Source organism: Curtobacterium sp. MCBD17_040, from assembly GCF_003234805.2.
Lineage (GTDB): Bacteria > Actinomycetota > Actinomycetes > Actinomycetales > Microbacteriaceae > Curtobacterium.
The window spans coordinates 1-17,954 of record NZ_CP126273.1 but is presented as its reverse complement, the minus strand read 5'-3'; the positions used below and the strand labels follow the sequence as shown (position 1 = coordinate 17,954).

Sequence of the window (17,954 nt, the reverse complement as noted above, 5' to 3'; positions counted from 1 at the left end):
TAACGGTTCGCCACCGGGTCCCCCGCGCCAGCGATCCGTCAGGAACCCCTGCCGTACACTGATCGCGACGGACACTCGGAGGACACGTGGCAGAAGGTGTGACCGCGGGGATCTCCCTCCTCGCCGGCCGGTACGAGATCGGCGACACGATCGGCCGGGGCGGCATGGCGACGGTCCACATCGGCAACGACACCCGGCTCGGTCGTCGGGTCGCGGTCAAGCTCCTCAAGCCGAGCCTGGCGAACGACCCCTCGTTCCGCACGCGCTTCCGGCAAGAGGCCCAGGCCGCCGCGCGCATGGCCCACCCGACCATCGTCCGCGTGTACGACGCCGGTGAGGAAACGGTGACCGAGCCCTCCGGTGCCGAGGTCCAGGTGCCGTACATCGTCATGGAGTTCGTCGAGGGCCGTCCGCTCAGCGACATCCTCACCGACGGCCCGCTCGCTCCGGACGAGGCCGTCCGCATCACCGAGGGCATCCTCACCGCGCTCGAGTACAGCCACCGTGCGGGTGTCGTGCACCGGGACATCAAGCCCGCGAACGTCATGGTGACGCAGTCCGGCCAGGTCAAGGTCATGGACTTCGGGATCGCGCGGGCCATCACCGACACCTCGGCGACCGTGGCCCAGACGACCGCGATCCTCGGAACCGCCTCGTACTTCTCCCCCGAGCAGGCCCGCGGCGAGACCGTCGACGCCCGCACCGACCTGTACTCGACGGGCATCGTCCTGTTCGAGCTGCTCACCGGTCGTCCGCCGTTCCGCGGGGACTCGCCCGTGGCGGTCGCGTACCAGCACGTCAGCGAGCAGCCCGCCGCTCCGAGCACCGTGAACCCAGCCGTGTCGCCCGCACTCGACGCGGTCACGCTGCGCGCCCTCGCGAAGGACCGGTCCCAGCGGTTCCAGAGCGCCGCGGAGTTCCGCCGTGACCTCCAGCAGGCCGCGTCCGGGCACGTTCCCGCGACGCGTCGACTACCGGCCGCCGCCGACGCCTCGACCGTCCTGTTCGGCGTCGACCCCCGGACCTCCGACAGCGCCGACGCGGCCTTCCGCGAGCTCGACGACCCCGATGACGCCCGCCCGCAGCGGACGCAGAGCCGACCGCCCGTGGCGTGGATCTGGCTCGGAGTCATCGTCATCGCAGCCGTCGTGATCGCCGTCGTCTGGTGGGTCGCGAACCTCCAGCCGTCCACGTCGTCCGTGTCCTCGTCGGTGTCCGTGCCGAACGTGGCCGGCGCGACCTGGCAGACCGGGCAGAAGGCCCTGGAGAAGCGCCATCTCGTCGCCGTCCGCGTCGACAAGAACTCGACGTCGGTCCCGAAGGACACCATCATCCGGACCACGCCCGGCGCCGGCACGAACGTCGCGCCCCAGCAGAACATCCGGGTGGTGGTCTCGGCCGGTCCGGCGCAGGTCGCCGTGCCGGACGTGACGAACCAGTCCCAGGACGCCGCCGAGACCACCCTGAAGTCGCAGGGCCTCAAGATCGGCAGCAGCAACTCGGGGTACTCGGCGACCGTGCCCGCAGGCACCGTCCTCAGCACCGACCCGGGCTCGGGCACGACCGTCAACAAGGGCTCGGTCGTGAACATCGTCGTCTCGAACGGCAAGATCCAGCTGCCCGACGTCACGAAGCAGCCCTTCTCGACGGCGAACGCCACCCTCGCCGGCCTCGGGCTCACCGTGCAGCCGCAGCCGGACTACACCTGCACGGGCAGCACCGTGACGCAGCAGTCGCTCCCGCCGGGCGATCAGCCGCAGGGTTCGACCGTGCAGCTGACGTACTGCGCCGCCTCCGCGCAGCCCACGCAGACATCGACGCCGGCACCCACCCAGAGCAGCGACTCCGGGAACGGCGACGACGACGACCACTGACGGTTCGTCGACCGTCCGGGGCGCCGCCTCCAGCGGACCGCGTGGTCCTCTCCAGATCGCGTGATCCTCATCGGGCCGCGTGACCCGCAGGTCGCCCCGCGCGTCGCCCTCAGCGGTCCGTCGAGGGCGACGTGATGAGCGGACCGAGTCCGTCCGCGGCCGTGGCGGCACCCGCGAGCCCGGTCAGCTCGAGCCAGTTCCCCACCATGCGGTACCCGCCCTCGGTCAGGACGGACTCCGGGTGGAACTGCACGCCGAACACCGGAGCCCCCCGGTGCTGGACTCCCATGATCACACCCCCGGTCGTCCGCGCGGTGACCTCGAGTTCGTCGGGCACCGTGCCGTCGACCACCGCGAGCGAGTGGTACCGGGTCGCCGTGAACGGCTGCGGAACGCCGACGAACAGCGGGCTGTCGTCGTGCATCACGCTCGACGTCTTGCCGTGCATGAGTTCCTCGGCGTGGGTCACCGTGGCCCCGAGCGCCTCCGCGATGGCCTGGTGTCCGAGGCACACCCCGAGCAACGGCACGTCGGCACCGATCGCAGCATGCACGGCGGGGATCGAGATGCCGGCAGCGGCGGGAGCGCCGGGCCCCGGCGACAGCAGGACGCCGTCGTACTCGGCGATGCGGTCGGCGATGGCGTCCGCATCGATCGCGTCGTTGCGGACCACGTCGGTCTCGGCACCGAGCTGTTGCACGTAGCCGTTGAGCGTGTAGACGAAGCTGTCGTAGTTGTCCACGACCAGGATCCGGCTCATCGGTGGCCGACCGTCACGTCGGGGGTGGGGATCAGCTCCTGCACCCAGGGGAACACCCACAGGTCGAGGACGGCGAGGACGATCGCGACGAGGACCAGGACCTCGACGATCCGTACCCACACCGGACCGGGCAGGACCCGCCAGAGCGCACCGTACATGTGGTCTCCTAACCCTTGACCTCGGACGCGATGGCCGTCGGCGCTCCCGCGGACCGTGGCTGCCACGAATCGAACACACTGAAGGCGACGATGCGCTCCTGCGCCGAGTACATCGGGTTGCAGCTCGTCATCGTCATGATCCGGTCCTTCGTCGCGACGCCGACGTCGTCGGGGTCCTGGTCGAGGACCGTCACCTGCGTCGGCGGCACGTACTCCAGGTTGCGGAACGTGTAGGTGTAGAAGCCGTCCGCGGTCTCGAGGTAGATCTTGTCGCCGACCTGGAGGTTCGCGATCTGGTTGAACGGGGCGCCGTGCGTCGTGCGGTGACCGGCGACGGCGAAGTTCCCGACCTGCCCGGGCATCTGGGTGTGGTCGTAGTGCCCGATGCCGATCGTGTCGAGTGTGCCCGCCGTGGTCGTGCCGCCGGCCATGGGGACGGCGTAGGTCGCACCGAACCGGGGCACGTACATGACGCCGAACACCTTGGTGTTGCGGGGCTGCGCGCTGACCTTCGGCGGACCGTACCCCTGCGTGGGGGTGGGCGCTGGCGTCGAGATCGCGCCGAGCGACTTGCTGAACTGCTGGGCCTGGTGTTCGTGCTGCTTGGCCACGACCAGGTCGTTGAACCACTGCTGCCAGGCGATGAACAGGAGGACGAGCACACCCGCCGTGATGAGCAGGTCGCCCAGGACACCGAGGACGGTCACGTGGCCTCGGCGTCGACGACGGCCGCCCGTGTCCGGGGACGGGGCGTGAGCGTCGCCCTCGACGGGCACCTCGGTCACGGTCATGTGGTTCGTCCCCCGTCCGACAGCCCACCCACCCGAGCGGGTGGCAGATGTGTTGACGGTAGGATACCGGCCATGGCCAAGCAGAAGGACCGTACGAAGCCCGCCCGGCAGGCCCGAGCCGACTCGGTCGACACTGCCGGCGGTGCACCGAACCCGGTGTGGTTCAAGCCGGTCATGTTCGGCTTCATGCTCGTCGGCCTCGCCTGGGTCATCGTGTTCTACGTCTCGCAGGGAACGCTCCCCGTGCCGACGCTCGGGTCGCTCAACATCCTGATCGGCTTCGGGATCATGTTCATCGGGTTCCTCATGACGACGAAGTGGCGCTGAGGCGAACACGATCTGTCCGCCGGGTGACGGCGGAGCCTAGTGGACTTACACAGCTGTGATTATCCCCAATGTGGACATGGCTGTGGATAACTCATCCCCCTCTTCGGGGGGAGGCGGAAGGCCCGCGGACCGGACGGTCCGCGGGCCTTCGTGTGTCGGGCCTCCCGACGGTGCTCACGTGTACACGGCGTAGGCCGCTGCGGCGATGGCGACCGCGACGACGGCCTCGGCGACGAGCAGGGTGATCTGGAGCCCACGCCGTCGGACATTGCGGGTCCGGGTGAAGATGAAGCCCGTCACGAACCCCGCGACGACGCCACCGACGTGCGCCTGCCATGCGACGCCGGCGACCAGGAACCCGATCACCAGGTTGAGCCCGATGATGACCAGGATCTGGACCGCGTTGCCACCGAGACTCCGCTGGAGCACGAAGAACACCGCGAACAGCCCGAAGATCGCCCCGGAGGCGCCGATCACCGTGGTCTGCGGCGCCAGCACCGTCACCGCCACCGAACCGACGAGACCGCTGATGAAGTACAGCGCCACGAACCGCCAGGTCCCGAGCATCTGCTCGAGCATGCGGCCGAAGATCCACACGGCCCACATGTTGAACAGGATGTGCAGGAAGCTGCCGTGCACGAACATCGTCGTGATCAACCGCCACGGCTGCGTCGGCAGCCAGTACGGGTTGTAGTCCAGCGCGGCGGTGACCGGCCCGTTCGTCCCGCCGGTCAGCATCTGCAGCAGCCAGATGGCGACGCTGACGACGACGATGACCGTCGTCGCTTTCTGGTCGATCATGCCGAAGCGACGCCGTGCCACCGTGAAGGTGCTCGGGCCGACGGTCCGGCGGTTCGACGAGAACTGCGCGCGCTGCTCACGCACGCACTCGGGGCAGTGCACCCCGACGGCGGCCGGCGTCTGGCACTCGGTGCAGATCGTCCGTCCGCAACGCTGACACAGGATGAAGCTCTGCCGGTCCGGGTGCCGGTAGCAGAAGTTCGCTCGGTCTTGGGAGAAGTCGGTCACTACGCCCCGGCGCCAGCGGAGTCGGTCACGTCGATGCTCTGGATGACGACGTCCTCACGCGGCTTGTCGCGGCCGTCAGTGGGCACGGCCTCGATCGCGTCGACGACCGCGCGCGACTCGTCGTCGGCGACCTCACCGAAGATCGTGTGCTTGCCCTGCAGCCACGGGGTGGCGACGGTCGTGATGAAGAACTGCGAGCCGTTGGTGCCGCGGCCACCCTGGGTGCCGGCGTTCGCCATCGCCAGGATGTACGGCTGCTGGAACGTGAGCTCCGGGTGGATCTCGTCGTCGAACCGGTAGCCCGGGCCGCCGATGCCCTGGCCGAGCGGGTCGCCGCCCTGGATCATGAAGTCCTTGATGATGCGGTGGAACACGACGCCGTCGTACAGCTTGTCCGTCGACACCTTGCCGGTACCCGGGTGCGTCCACTCCTGCGTGCCCGTGGCGAGTCCGACGAAGTTCGCGACCGTCTTGGGTGCGTGGTTGCCGAAGAGGTTGACGCGGATGTCGCCGAGGTTGGTGTGGATGGTTGCAACAGCGGTGTGCGAAGACATGTTGCCATTCTCGCATGCGCTCTCGGGTCGTTCATGGTACTTCCAGACGAGGCACCGTGACCTGCCAGGGTCTCCGGTGGCAGGATGGGCATCTCACCGCCCGATCCGATGGAGGTAGCTCATGACCATGGAACTCTCCCGCAAGCGCAAGAAGCAGATCAAGAAGCTCAAGGGTCAGACGACCACCCTCCTCGGCGAGCAGCGCAAGGTCCTCGAGCACGCGAATGCCATCCTGGCCGAGGCCCGGCTGCACGCCGCCGACGCCGCTCGCAACGACCTCGGCCCCCGCGTCAAGGACGCCATCGACAACGGGGTCAAGCCCGCCGTCGCCACCGGGGTGCACGCGGCGACGTCCGCGGCGACCGCCACCAAGACCCGGCTGACCACCGAGGTCGTCCCGAGCCTCGTGTCGGCCCTCGGGTCCGCGATGAGCGTCGTGGACCTGGCCAAGGACCCGAAGGTGCGCAAGATCGTCGCCGACGCCACCAAGAAGGCGGCCAAGGCCTCGAAGAAGGGCCGCAAGGCCGCCAAGACGGTGGTCAAGGCCGCGCCGAAGCAGAAGAGCGGACTCGGCTTCGGCGGCGTCGCGCTCATCGTCGTCGGTGCCGTCGCCGTCATCGGAGCCGCGTACGCGGCGTACCAGACCCTCCGTGCCGACGACGACCTGTGGGTCGCCGACGACGCGGACGCGGCGGACAAGCCCGCCGCCTGATCGGATCGCACCACACGAACGGCCCGTGTCACTCGGCGCGGGCCGTTCGTCATGCCGGGAGGGCCATCCCACCCGGCGTCGCCGGCAGCCCTCCGCCGAGATCGCAGCAGATGTCGTTTCGGCGCGGTCCGAAGCGGCACCTCCTGCGATCTCGCGCAAGAGGAGGACCGGAAGGGACGCCCGGACCGAAGGCACTGGGCCGGCGCCGCGCGCCGAGCGCCGAGCACGGAGCGCTCAGGCACGCCCCGCGACGTCGCCCCGCAGGGGCGGCGGCGCGCATGAAGCACTGAACCAGCGGGCTGCGAAGGCGCGAAGCGCCGAGCAGCCCAGACAGCTGGTGGAGCCTAGGGGAATCGAACCCCTAACCCCCGCCTTGCAAAGGCGGTGCTCTGCCAATTGAGCTAAGGCCCCGGATGGTCGGCCATGCTACCGGAGGAGCAGCCGACGGGTCATACGGGCTCGGTGGTGCAGTCATGATGACGGCGAACCGTCGGAGTGGGGCTACTAGGACTTGAACCTAGGACCTCTTCGTTATCAGCGAAGCGCTCTAACCGCCTGAGCTATAGCCCCGAGACCGGATGAAAGCCTACATGACGCGCGCCGCGGGCGCGAATCGGGTGGGGCCTCCAGACCGGTGATCCGGGTCAGTTGTTGGTGAACCCGACGAGCAGACCACCGGTGATCCGCACGCTGAGGTTGTACAGCACGCTCACGATCGCGCCGAGCACCGTGCCGACGACCACGTTGAGGATCCCGACGACGATCGAGAACCCCATGACCTGGCCCAGCGAGAACTGGTCCATGATCGAGTAGTTGTTCTTGCCGGTGACGTCCTGCAGCAGCTTGTCGATCTGGGTGAACACGCCCGTCTGGTTCAGGATGATCCAGACGAGCATGGTCGCCACGACGATCACGATGCTGCCGGCCAGCGCGATGAGGAACGACAGTTTCACGCACGACCAGAAGTCGAGGTACACCAGGCGCAGCCGGACCTGCTTGGTGCCGACGGGTCGCTTCGTCTTGCGCTGGAGCTTCTCGGCGACACTACTCATTCGTTGACTGGTCCTCTCCGGCCTGCGGGTCGGCGGGCTCGTCCGTTGCCTCGGCGGGGCTCACTGCTTCGACCGGGCCCGCGGGTTCGATCTCGGCGTCGGCCTGGTCGTCCAGGTTCCGTTCACTGTTCCGGGCCACTGCGATGATCCGGTCGTCGTCGGCGAAGCGTGCGAACACGACGCCCATGGTGTCGCGCCCCTTGGCAGGGACCTCGGCCACGGCAGACCTTACCACCTTGCCGGAAGCCAGCACGACGAGCACCTCGTCGTCCCCGCTGACGATGAGACCGCCGACCAGGTCACCCCGGTCGACCGCGAGCTTGGCCACCTTGATGCCGAGACCACCGCGCCCCTGCACGCGGTACTGGTCCACGGCGGTGCGCTTGGCGTAGCCGCCCTCCGTCATCACGAACACGAATCCCTCGTCGTGCGCGACCGACGCGGACAGCAGCGAGTCGTCCCCACGGAAGGTCATGCCCTTGACGCCGGACGTCGAGCGGCCCATCGGACGCAGGGCGTCGTTCGTCGCGGTGAACCGGAGCGACATGCCGTGCCGCGAGACCAGGAGGAGGTCGTCGGACTCGTCCACCAGGAGTGCGGAGACGAGTGCGTCACCCTCGCGGAGATTGATCGCGATGATCCCGCCGGTGCGGTTCGTGTCGTACTCGGTGAGCGCGGTCTTCTTGACCAGGCCGTCGCGGGTCGCCAACACAAGGTACTGGGCTGCCTCGTAGTCGCGGATGTCGAGGACCTGCGAGATCTGCTCGTCCGGCTGCATGGCGAGCAGGTTGGCGACGTGCTGGCCCTTGGCGTCGCGCCCGGCCTCCTGGAGTTCGTACGCCTTGGCGCGGTAGACGCGACCCTTGTCGGTCAGGAACAGCAGCCAGTGGTGCGTCGTCGTGACGAAGAAGTGGTCCACGACGTCGTCCGCTCGGAGCTGGGCGCCCTTGACGCCCTTGCCGCCGCGGTGCTGGGACCGGTAGTTGTCGCTGCGTGTGCGCTTGACGTAGCCACCACGCGTGATGGTGACGACCATCTCCTCCTCGGGGATGAGGTCCTCGACGCTCATGTCGCCGTCGAACCCGAACATCACCTCGGTGCGGCGATCGTCGCCGAACTTGGCGACGATCTCGTCGAGCTCCTCGCCGATGATCACGCGCTGGCGCTCGGGACGCGCGAGGATGTCCTGGTAGTCCGCGATGAGGCGCTCGAGCTCCTCGGCCTCCTCGTGGATCCGCTGTCGCTCGAGGGCGGCGAGACGACGGAGCTGCAGGTCGAGGATCGCGCGTGCCTGGACCTCGTCAACCGACAGCAGCGCCATGAGGCCGTCTCGGGCCTCCTCGACCGTCGGCGACCGGCGGATGAGCGCGATGACCTCGTCGAGCGCGTCGAGGGCGGCAAGGTACCCGCGGAGGATGTGCGCCCGCTCCTCCGCCTTGCGGAGCCGGAAGCGGGTCCGCCGGACGATGACCTCGACCTGGTGGTCGACCCACGCCGAGATGAAGCCGTCGAGCGCGAGCGTGCGCGGGACACCGTCGACGATCGCGAGCATGTTCGCGCCGAAGTTCTCCTGCAGCTGCGTGTGCTTGTACAGGTTGTTGAGCACGACCTTGGCGACCGCGTCGCGCTTGAGGACGATCACGAGCCGCTGTCCCGTGCGGCCGGAGGTCTCGTCGCGGATGTCCGCGATGCCCGCCAGGCGGCCGTCCTTGACGAGCTCCGCGATCTTGACCGCGAGGTTGTCCGGGTTCACCTGGTACGGCAGCTCGGTCACGACGAGGCAGGTCCGACCCTGGATCTCCTCGACGTTGACGACCGCGCGCATGGTGATCGAACCGCGGCCCGTGCGGTAGGCGTCCTGGATCCCGCGGACGCCGAGGATCTGCGCGCCGGTCGGGAAGTCCGGGCCCTTGATCCGCTGCATGAGCGCCTCGAGGAGCTCCTCACGCGTCGCGTCCGGGTGTTCGAGCGCCCACTTCGCGCCCTCGGCGACCTCGCGCAGGTTGTGCGGCGGGATGTTCGTGGCCATGCCGACCGCGATGCCGACCGACCCGTTGACGAGCAGGTTCGGGAAGCGCGACGGCAGGATCGACGGTTCCTGCGTGCGGCCGTCGTAGTTGTCCTGGAAGTCGACGGTGTCTTCCTCGATGTCCCGCACCATCTCGAGCGCGAGCGGAGCCATCTTCGTCTCGGTGTACCGCGGGGCGGCGGCACCGTCGTTGCCGGGGGACCCGAAGTTGCCCTGGCCGAGCGCGAGCGGGTACCGGAGGCTCCACGGCTGCACCAGGCGGACGAGGGCGTCGTAGATGGCGGAGTCGCCGTGCGGGTGGAACTGCCCCATGACGTCGCCGACCACGCGCGAGCACTTGGAGAAGGCGCGGTCCGGGCGGTACCCGCCGTCGTACATCGCGTAGAGGACGCGCCGGTGCACGGGCTTGAGGCCGTCACGGACCTCCGGGAGCGCACGCCCGACGATGACGCTCATGGCGTAGTCGAGGTAGGACCGCTGCATCTCGAGCTGGAGGTCGACCTGCGAGATGCGGTCGCCCGAGAGCACGATGTCGCCGGCGTCGCCGTGCACGACCTCGGGCTCGTCGCCGCCGTTGTCGTTGTCGTCAGCCATGTGCTGCCTCTCTCATCGGCCGGGAGGCCGTGGTTCCGTCCTGCTCGGGCGTCGCGCCGGCAGGTGGTCGGGGCGCGCGGGGCGCGCGGTGCCTCAGATGTCCAGGAAGCGGACGTCCTTGGCGTTCTGCTGGATGAACTGACGACGCGACTCGACGTCCTCGCCCATGAGGGTGGCGAACACGCCGTCGACCGCGGCGGCGTCCTCGAGGGTGACCTGGAGCAACGTGCGGGTGTCCGGGTTCATCGTCGTGTCCCAGAGCTCCTTGTAGTCCATCTCGCCGAGGCCCTTGTAGCGCTGGATCCCGTTGTCCTTGGGGATCCGCTTGCCCGCCGCGAGACCGGCCTGCAGCAGGACGTCGCGCTCGCGGTCACTGAACACGTACTCGTGGGCCGAGTTCGACCACTTGAGTCGGTAGAGCGGGGGCTGCGCGAGGTACACGTAGCCACGTTCGATGAGCGGACGCATGTAGCGGAACAGGAGCGTCAGCAGCAGCGTGGTGATGTGCTGGCCGTCGACGTCGGCATCGGCCATGAGCACGATCTTGTGGTACCGCGCCTTGTCCGGGTCGAAGTCCTCGCCGATGCCGGCACCGAACGCCGTGATCATCGACTGGATCTCCTGGTTCGCCAGTGCGCGGTCGAGTCGGGCCTTCTCGACGTTGAGGATCTTGCCGCGCAGCGGGAGGATCGCCTGGGTGAGCGGGTTGCGCCCCTGCACCGCTGATCCGCCGGCCGAGTCGCCCTCGACCATGAAGATCTCGCTGACCGTCGGGTCCTTGGACTGGCAGTCCTTGAGCTTGCCCGGCATCCCGCCGGACTCGAGCAGGCCCTTGCGTCGCGTGGTCTCGCGCGCCTTCCGCGCCGCCATGCGCGCTTGGGAGGCCTGGATCGCCTTGCGGACGACGTCGCGCGCCTGCGTCGGGTTGCGCTCGAGCCAGTCGCCGAGTTCCTGACCGACGACACGCTGGACGAACGACTTCGCCTCGGTGTTGCCGAGCTTCGTCTTGGTCTGTCCCTCGAACTGCGGTTCGGCGAGCTTGACGGAGATGACGGCCGTCAACCCCTCACGGATGTCGTCGCCCGTGAGGTTGTCGTCCTTCTCCTTGATGATGTTCTTGTCGCGCGCGTACTTGTTGACGAGCGAGGTGAGCGCGGCGCGGAAGCCCTCTTCGTGCGTGCCGCCCTCGTGCGTGTTGATCGTGTTCGCGAAGGTGTGGACGCTCTCTTGGTACGAGGTGTTCCACTGCATGGCGAGCTCGAGCGAGATCTTCCGGTCGGTGTCCTCGGACTCGAGGGAGATCACGTCGGGGTGGATCACCTCGGCCTTCTTCGTGCTGACGAGGTACTCGACGTAGTCGACGAGCCCGCGCTCGTAGTGGAAGACGTCCTTCCGTGCTTCTTCGCCCTCGTCGGGGACACGCTCGTCGTGGAGCGTGATCCGGAGCCCCTTGTTGAGGAACGCCATCTGCTGGAACCGCGTGCGCAGGGTCTCGTAGTCGAAGTCGACGGTCTCGAAGATGTCCGCGTTCGGCCAGAACGTGATCGTCGTGCCGGTGGTGTCGGTCTCCTCGTCCTGGGAGAGCGGCGCGACAGGCACGCCGTCGGTGTAGCTCTGCCGCCACACGTGGCCCTGTCGGCGCACCTCGACGTCGAGTTCCGAGCTCAGGGCGTTCACGACCGACGACCCGACACCGTGCAGGCCACCGGACACCGCGTACCCGCCGCCGCCGAACTTACCGCCGGCGTGCAGGACCGTCAGCACGAGCTGGACGGTCGAGATGCCCTCGTTCGGGTGGATGTCGACCGGGATGCCACGGCCGTTGTCGGTGACGCGCACGCCGCCGTCCTCGCGGATGACGATGTCGATCTGGTCGCAGTACCCCGCCAGGGCTTCGTCGACCGAGTTGTCGACGATCTCCTGGACGAGGTGGTGGAGCCCACGTGGTCCGGTGGAGCCGATGTACATGCCGGGGCGCTTGCGGACCGCTTCGAGGCCTTCGAGCACCTGGATCTGATCGGCACCGTACGCGTTGTCCTGAGGGGTGTCGCCAGATTCTGATGACATGGTCGTTGTGGCTCCTGCCCGCCTGCGATTCGGTCGTGCAGCACGGCGTGTCCGGCGTGCGCCAGCGCCCGCGTGCAACCCCACGAGTCTACCGCAGCAGGCCTGCTCCCGAGGGCTGAGACGCCGATCTGCGGGCCGATTCCGCTCCCAGAGGATTGATTTGTCGCCTCAACCGTAGGTATCGCGAGGGCCGCGCCCCTGGACCGATCTGAGACCGCGTTTCCAGGTCGGGGCGTCCGGGGCGAGAACGCGCACCGACTCGACCCCCGCCTCCGGGTAGCGCTCCGCGATCGTCGTCGTGATCTGCGCGCGCATGAGTCGGAGTTGTGTGGCCCAGGCGGTCGAGTCACACCGGATGAGCAGCGCGTGGTCGTCGATCGACACCGGCTCCGAGTGCGCCGCGAGCTCGGCGCCGACGACATGGGGCCACGCGGCGATCACCTCGGACTGCGCCAGGGGCTCGGTCCACCCGAGCTCGCTCGTCAGGTTCCCCACCACGTCCCCGAGCCCCCGCGGCTCGCGTCCGACGCCGTAGGGCTCCGAGTCCGCGGAGGCCTCGCGTCGACGACGCCGACGCGCGTCGACGGATCGCTTCGCGGGGTCACCGAACACCGCCTTCAGGTGGAGGTAGAACCGCGTCGGTTCGGTCGGCCGGTCCGGTCGTGGCACCGTCACACCTCCTGCGCGGCCGGACGGGAGGAACGGTGCGCGTCCGCCCCGTCGGTCCCGTCCGTCGATCCGGTCGCCGGGGTCCCCGTCTCGGCGACCGCCGCGTCGTCGCCCGGCGCGTCCACGATCCTCCCGGCGTCGATGTGCACCGTGTGCGCGGCGAGGACCGGCGGCACGTCACCGTGGACGGCCGCCGTGATGAGCACCTGCTCGTACCCGGACACCGCGTTCGCGAGTCGGCCGCGGCGGGTCTCGTCGAGTTCCGCGAACACGTCGTCGAGCACGATGATCGGATCGCCGAGGGACGACTCCGCGCGGAGCACGGCCGCGGCCGCGAGCTTGACCGCCAGTGCGAACGACCACGACTCGCCGTGGCTGGCGTAGCCACGGGCGGGTAACCCGTTGAGCCGGAAGAGGACGTCGTCACGATGCGGACCGACGAGGGTCAGTCCGCGGTCGAGCTCGTCCCGGCGCCGACGGGCCAGGCCGGCTCGGAACCCGTCCGCCGCGGCCGCCACCGTCACGGGTTCGATCTCGCTCCCGAGCTCCTGCTCGGTCTCCGGGTCGCCGCCCCGGATGCTGAGGACGCCCGCGAGTGACGCCTCGTGGGCCGCACCCGCGACCGCCGCGTAGGCCTCGGCGACGAACGGTGCGAGTCGTCGGACCAGGTGGTCGCGGCCGGCGATCACCTCGGACCCGAGGGCGACGAGGCGGTCGTCCCAGACGTCCAGGGTCGACATCGCCCCGCCGCTGACACCCGAACCGCGCGCCGACTTGAGGAGCGTGTTCCGCTGGCGGAGCGTCCGGTCGTAGTCCGCGAGCACCCCCTGCATGCGCGGGGCGATGAGCACGAGGAGTTCGTCGAGCATCCGGCGCCGGCCGGCGGGCTCGCCGCGCACCAGGGCCAGGTCCTCGGGGGCGAACAACACGCTCGTGCAGTAGCGGGGGAGATCCCGGGGCTTGATGGGTGCCCGGTTCACCTGGGCTCGGTTCGAGCCGGTCCGGTTGATCTGCACCTCGGCGAGGATCGTGCGCTCCTCGTACGCGAGCCGTGCCCGGACGATCGCCGCGTCGCACCCCTGTCGCACGAGCGCGGCGTCGGTCGGGACCCGATGCGAACCGAGGGTGGACAGGTACCCGATCGACTCGACGAGGTTGGTCTTGCCCTGCCCGTTCCGGCCCACGAACAGGTTCGGCCCGCGTGCGAAGTCGACGTCCGCCTCCCGGTAGTTCCGGAAGTCGGTCAGCTGGAGATGGTCGACGTGCACGCGGGCCGGACGAGCGAGGACCGCTAGGCCTTCTTGACGGCGTGGCCGCCGAACTGGTTGCGGAGGGCGGCGACGGCCTTCATCGTCGGCGACTCGCTGCCCTGACGGGACACGAAGCGCGCGAAGATCGAGGCGCTGATCGCGGGCATGGGCACGGCGTGCTCGATCGCTTCCTCCAGCGTCCAGCGACCCTCACCGGAGTCCTCGACGTAGCCCTCGAGGTCCTTGAGCGTCGGGTCCTCGTCGAGCGCGCGCACGAGCAGCTCGAGCAGCCAGGAACGCACGACCGTACCGCGCTGCCACGCCCTGAAGGTCCCGGGGACGTCCTTGACCAGGTCCTTGGCCTCGAGGAGCTCGTAGCCCTCGCCGTACGCCTGCATGATCGCGTACTCGATGCCGTTGTGGACCATTTTAGTGTAGTGGCCGGCACCGACCGGACCGGCGTGGACCAAGCCCTCTTCGCGCGGGCCCTCGGGGCGGAGCGCGTCGAGCACGGGCATCGCCGTCGCGACGTCCTCGTCCGCGCCACCGACCATGAGGCCGTAACCGTTGTCGAGACCCCAGACACCACCGGACACACCGGCGTCCATGTAGCGGATGCCCTTGGCGTCGAGCTGCTTGGCGTGCACCTCGTCGTCGAGCCACTTCGAGTTGCCACCGTCGATGACGAGGTCGCCCGCGTCGAGGACGTCGGCGAGGCCCGTGATCACGTCGTCGGTGATCTTGCCGTGGGGGACCATGACCCACACGAGGCGCGGGCCGGGCAGAGCCGCCGCGAGGTCCGCGAGGCTGGCGACATCGGAGACGGCGGGGTTGGCGTCGTAACCGGTGACCTCGATCCCTGCGTTGCGCAGGCGGGCACGCATGTTGTTGCCCATCTTCCCGAGGCCGACAAGACCGATGTGCATGATTTCCCTTTTCTCGTTGAGTTCGCGCGACGCCCGGTGGTGCCCCGGCGTCAGCGCAGGAGGAGGTTGGGCTGGAGCAGGTACCGGTAGCCGTCCGCGGCCGCGTCCTCACGCGAGGTCTGTCCCGTGATGAGCACAGGCCCCGGCTTGTTCGGGTTCTCCGTCTTGGTGAAGGAGATGCGGACGAACTCGGAGTGCACCGCGTTCAACCCGTCCAGGAGGAACTGCGGCTTCAGCGAGACCACGGTGTCCTCTCCGGTCAACTGCGCGTCGATCGACTCTGATGCCTGCGCTTGTTCGGATCCGATCGCCTCGAGCGTGAGCCCGTCGACCGAGAAGGTGAATCGGAGCGCGGCTTCGCGCTCGAGGACGAGGGAGACGCGACGGACGGCCTCGACCAGTTCCGCGGTGTTGAGCACCGCGTGGTCGGGGACGGTGTCGGGGAACAGCCGGCGGACCGGCGGGTAGTTGCCCTTGATGAGCAGCGAGGTGACGGTCTTGTCGTCGGCACGGAACGCGATGAGTTCGCGGTCCTGGTTACCGCTGATCGACACCGACACGGTGCTCGCTGATCCGAAGGTGCGTCCCACCTCCTGGAGGGTACGCGCGGGTACCAGGGCGTGCATCGGGTCAGCGCCGACGCGGCCGCTGTCCCATGCGATCGTCCGGACGGCGACCCGGTAGCGGTCCGTCGCGACGAGGGACAGGTCGGTGTCGCCGACCTCGAGCTGCACACCCGTGATGACGGGGGTGACGTCGTCACGGCTGGCGGCGACCGCCACCTGCGCGACGGCCTCGGAGAAGGCGTTGCCCGGGATGACGCCCGTCTGGGGACCGACCTCGGGCAGGGTCGGGTACTCGGCCACGGGCATGCTCAGGAGCGTGAAGTGTGCCGATCCGCACGTGACCGTGATCCGGGACTCGTCGGTGCTGAACACGACCGGCGCGTTCGGGAGGCGGCTGGCGATGTCAGCGAGGAGGCGCCCGGACACGAGCACGGTGCCGGGGTCGTCGATCTGCGCCGGGATGCGGGTCTGCGCACTGACCTCGTAGTCGAACGACGAGAGCGTCAGGTGGTCGTCCTCGGCGTGGATGAGCACACCCGACAGGATCGGGAGCGTCGTGCGCTGGGGGAGGAGCTTGACCGCGAAGGAGACCGCTTCGCTGAAGACGTCCCGGTTGACATGGAACTGCACAGCTGGGACCCCTGTCCTTCGGTTCGGTGACGGCGGCCCCCATTGTGGCACAGCGGGCGGGGGCGGGATCCGTGTCGTTCGGCCGCTGGGGACCGTCCACAAGGTTGGCCCCCTGAGAGAGATCGTTAACCAGGAGTAGTGGTCTTAACGCTTGTGCACAGTGTGGATAACTCTGTTGATCGTTGTCAGGACGGGGAACTACAACCGTGTGACTTGTGAGCAGTGTGTGGAGCGGCCGTGGACGAGGAAAACTCGTCGGGAGCTCCATCCCGACGACGTCCACAGCTGGGCCCTCGTCCATGAACAGGGGAGCGGCGTGTCATCCACAGTTATCCACACGTTGTGCACATCTTGTGGAGACCGGGCGGTCGTGCTCTCCGGAGGCGGCGTCGCGGCCGTCCCGCGGCCGTCCCGCGGCCGCCCCGCGGCCGGGCCGGGGGACGCATGGCGGGGCCGCGGTGGGCCTCCCGTCCGGCACGCGGAGGGGGGTACGAGGGCGACGCCGGCGGTGCTACTTGTAGCGGCGGTCCTGCTTGATGCGGCTCGTGAGCTCGGTCACCTGGTTGTAGATCGACCGACGTTCCTTCATGAGCTCGGTGATCTTCTTGTTCGCGTACATCACGGTCGTGTGGTCGCGGTTGCCGAACAGCTGCCCGATCTTGGGCAGGGACAGACTCGTCATCTCGCGGCAGAGGTACATCGCGATCTGCCGGGCGGTCGCGATCGCCTGGGAGCGGGAGGAGCCGTAGAGGTCGTCGACGGACAGTTTGAAGTAGTCCGCGGTGTGCGTGATGATGTCGACCGGTGCGATGACGTTGTCCTCGTCGAGCGTGATGAGGTCCTTGAGCACCGTCTGCACGAGTGCCATGTCGACCTCGGTCCGGTTCAGGCTCGCGAACGCGGTGACCCGGATGAGCGTCCCCTCGAGCTCGCGGATGTTGCTCGACACCTTGGACGCCATGAACTCGAGGATGTCGTCGCGCACCTGCAGGTGGTCGCTCTGCGCCTTCTTGCGGAGGATCGCGATGCGGGTCTCGAGGTCCGGTGCTTGGACGTCCGTGATCAGGCCCCACTCGAACCGGCTGCGCATGCGGTCCTCGAAGCCGGTCAGGTGCTTCGGCGGCAGGTCCGACGTGATGACGACCTGCTTGTTGTGGTCGTGCAGCGTGTTGAAGGTGTGGAAGAAGGCCTCTTGCGTGGAGTCCTTCCCCTGCAGGAACTGGATGTCGTCGATGAGCAGGATGTCGATGTCGCGGTAGCGCTGCTGGAACTGCGCGGAGCGGTTGTTCGCGATCGAGTTGATGAAGTCGTTGGTGAACTCCTCGCTCGAGACGTACCGGACGCGGATGCCCGGGTACAGGCTCTCGGCGTAGTGCCCGATGGCGTGGAGGAGGTGCGTCTTGCCCAGGCCGGAGTCGCCGTAGATGAACAGCGGGTTGTAGGCCTTCGCCGGGGCCTCGGCGACCGCGACGGCGGCGGCGTGTGCGAAGCGGTTGGAACCGCCGATGACGAAGTTGTCGAAGTTGTACTTCGGGTTGAGGCGCGAGTCCGGGCGGCCGGCGCTCGACGGGTTGTCCACCGGCGCGGGCACGAACGGGGCCTCGACGTACTGGCGCGGGGCCGTGCCCTGCTCCATCGGCGGGACGGGTGCCGATGCCGCGTACGCGGGGACCACCGGATCCGTGCGGGGTTCCGGGGTCAGTTCCGGGTTCACCGTGATCGCGAAGTTGGCGACCGAGTCGTCACCGAGGCGCGAGACGGCCTCGGTGATGGGGACCCGGATCCGCTGCTCGAGCATGCCCCGCGTCAGGTCGTTGGGGACCTCGAGGTAGAGCGTCCCGGCGAGCACGCCCTTCGGTTCGACCAGGTTGAGGAATCCGTGCAGCTGCGGGGTGATCCGGTCGTCGTCCTCGAGGAGTCCGAGCACCGAGGCCCAGAGGTCCTCGACGGGTGCCGGGATCGTCAT

General features: G+C 68.6%; 16 protein-coding genes and 2 tRNA genes. 3 read left to right on the top strand and 15 right to left on the bottom strand.

Features of this window, described 5'->3' with window-relative positions:
- The first annotated feature begins 86 nt into the window (after positions 1-86).
- Positions 87-1,874, top strand: coding sequence for a Stk1 family PASTA domain-containing Ser/Thr kinase (gene pknB / locus DEI94_RS00090; protein ID WP_258377995.1), 1,788 nt, complete (start codon positions 87-89; stop codon positions 1,872-1,874).
- 109 nt (positions 1,875-1,983) lie between these two features.
- Here pknB and DEI94_RS00085 read toward each other — a convergent pair whose 3' ends face one another.
- The 3 genes from DEI94_RS00085 to DEI94_RS00075 are packed head-to-tail and all read right to left on the bottom strand — an operon-like array spanning position 1,984 to position 3,583.
- Entirely contained in the window at positions 1,984-2,634 is a 651-nt protein-coding gene (locus DEI94_RS00085; RefSeq protein ID WP_111026531.1) for an anthranilate synthase component II, read from the bottom strand.
- Positions 2,631-2,792: a hypothetical protein gene (locus DEI94_RS00080; RefSeq protein WP_181434571.1), complete on the bottom strand. Its 162-nt coding sequence runs from the start codon at positions 2,790-2,792 to the stop codon at positions 2,631-2,633. Before DEI94_RS00080 ends, DEI94_RS00085 begins: the two co-directional genes overlap by 4 nt.
- An 8-nt stretch (positions 2,793-2,800) precedes the next feature.
- Positions 2,801-3,583 carry a class E sortase gene (locus tag DEI94_RS00075; RefSeq protein WP_111026530.1) on the bottom strand — a complete coding sequence of 261 codons (783 nt, stop codon included), beginning with the start codon at positions 3,581-3,583 and terminating at the stop codon, positions 2,801-2,803.
- Positions 3,584-3,655: 72 nt separating this feature from the next.
- Here DEI94_RS00075 and DEI94_RS00070 point away from each other — a divergent pair, with 72 nt between their 5' ends.
- Complete coding sequence (locus DEI94_RS00070; RefSeq protein WP_111010790.1) at positions 3,656-3,910, top strand: cell division protein CrgA; 255 nt, start codon at positions 3,656-3,658, stop codon at positions 3,908-3,910.
- Positions 3,911-4,084: 174 nt separating this feature from the next.
- Here the strand turns inward: DEI94_RS00070 and DEI94_RS00065 are convergent, their stop codons facing one another.
- Both DEI94_RS00065 and DEI94_RS00060 read right to left on the bottom strand, forming a co-directional pair.
- A complete protein-coding gene (locus DEI94_RS00065; RefSeq protein ID WP_111011932.1) occupies positions 4,085-4,939 on the bottom strand; it encodes a rhomboid family intramembrane serine protease in 855 nt (284 codons plus the stop codon).
- On the bottom strand, positions 4,939-5,493 hold the full coding sequence (locus tag DEI94_RS00060; RefSeq protein WP_111010788.1) for a peptidylprolyl isomerase: 555 nt from the start codon (positions 5,491-5,493) through the stop codon (positions 4,939-4,941). The genes DEI94_RS00065 and DEI94_RS00060 overlap by 1 nt, the downstream gene beginning before the upstream one ends.
- A 121-nt stretch (positions 5,494-5,614) precedes the next feature.
- Here DEI94_RS00060 and DEI94_RS00055 point away from each other — a divergent pair, with 121 nt between their 5' ends.
- Positions 5,615-6,205 carry a hypothetical protein gene (locus tag DEI94_RS00055; protein WP_111026529.1) on the top strand — a complete coding sequence of 197 codons (591 nt, stop codon included), beginning with the start codon at positions 5,615-5,617 and terminating at the stop codon, positions 6,203-6,205.
- A gap of 335 nt (positions 6,206-6,540) precedes the next feature.
- On the opposite strand, the gene DEI94_RS00050 is transcribed toward DEI94_RS00055, so the two are convergent.
- From DEI94_RS00050 to dnaA, 10 genes are all read right to left on the bottom strand, one after another.
- Positions 6,541-6,616 (bottom strand) — tRNA-Ala (locus DEI94_RS00050).
- 85 nt (positions 6,617-6,701) lie between these two features.
- Positions 6,702-6,775, bottom strand: a tRNA-Ile gene (locus DEI94_RS00045).
- 74 nt (positions 6,776-6,849) lie between these two features.
- Positions 6,850-7,257: a DUF3566 domain-containing protein gene (locus DEI94_RS00040; RefSeq protein ID WP_111010786.1), complete on the bottom strand. Its 408-nt coding sequence runs from the start codon at positions 7,255-7,257 to the stop codon at positions 6,850-6,852.
- Positions 7,250-9,880, bottom strand: a complete 2,631-nt coding sequence (gyrA, locus tag DEI94_RS00035) for a DNA gyrase subunit A (protein WP_111026528.1) — start codon at positions 9,878-9,880, stop codon at positions 7,250-7,252. The genes DEI94_RS00040 and gyrA overlap by 8 nt, the downstream gene beginning before the upstream one ends.
- A gap of 93 nt (positions 9,881-9,973) precedes the next feature.
- Positions 9,974-11,947, bottom strand: a complete 1,974-nt coding sequence (gene gyrB, locus DEI94_RS00030) for a DNA topoisomerase (ATP-hydrolyzing) subunit B (RefSeq protein WP_111010784.1) — start codon at positions 11,945-11,947, stop codon at positions 9,974-9,976.
- 168 nt (positions 11,948-12,115) lie between these two features.
- Positions 12,116-12,616, bottom strand: coding sequence for a DciA family protein (locus DEI94_RS00025; protein WP_111010819.1), 501 nt, complete (start codon positions 12,614-12,616; stop codon positions 12,116-12,118).
- Between the two features lie 2 nt (positions 12,617-12,618).
- Entirely contained in the window at positions 12,619-13,884 is a 1,266-nt protein-coding gene (gene recF, locus DEI94_RS00020; protein ID WP_111026527.1) for a DNA replication/repair protein RecF, read from the bottom strand.
- 23 nt (positions 13,885-13,907) lie between these two features.
- The gene (gnd, locus tag DEI94_RS00015) at positions 13,908-14,792 is read right to left on the bottom strand and encodes a phosphogluconate dehydrogenase (NAD(+)-dependent, decarboxylating) (RefSeq protein ID WP_111026526.1); all 885 of its coding nucleotides are present in this window, start codon (positions 14,790-14,792) and stop codon (positions 13,908-13,910) included.
- A 50-nt stretch (positions 14,793-14,842) separates the two neighbouring features.
- Entirely contained in the window at positions 14,843-15,988 is a 1,146-nt protein-coding gene (dnaN, locus tag DEI94_RS00010) for a DNA polymerase III subunit beta (protein ID WP_111026525.1), read from the bottom strand.
- 511 nt (positions 15,989-16,499) lie between these two features.
- Entirely contained in the window at positions 16,500-17,954 is a 1,455-nt protein-coding gene (gene dnaA / locus DEI94_RS00005; RefSeq protein WP_111010780.1) for a chromosomal replication initiator protein DnaA, read from the bottom strand.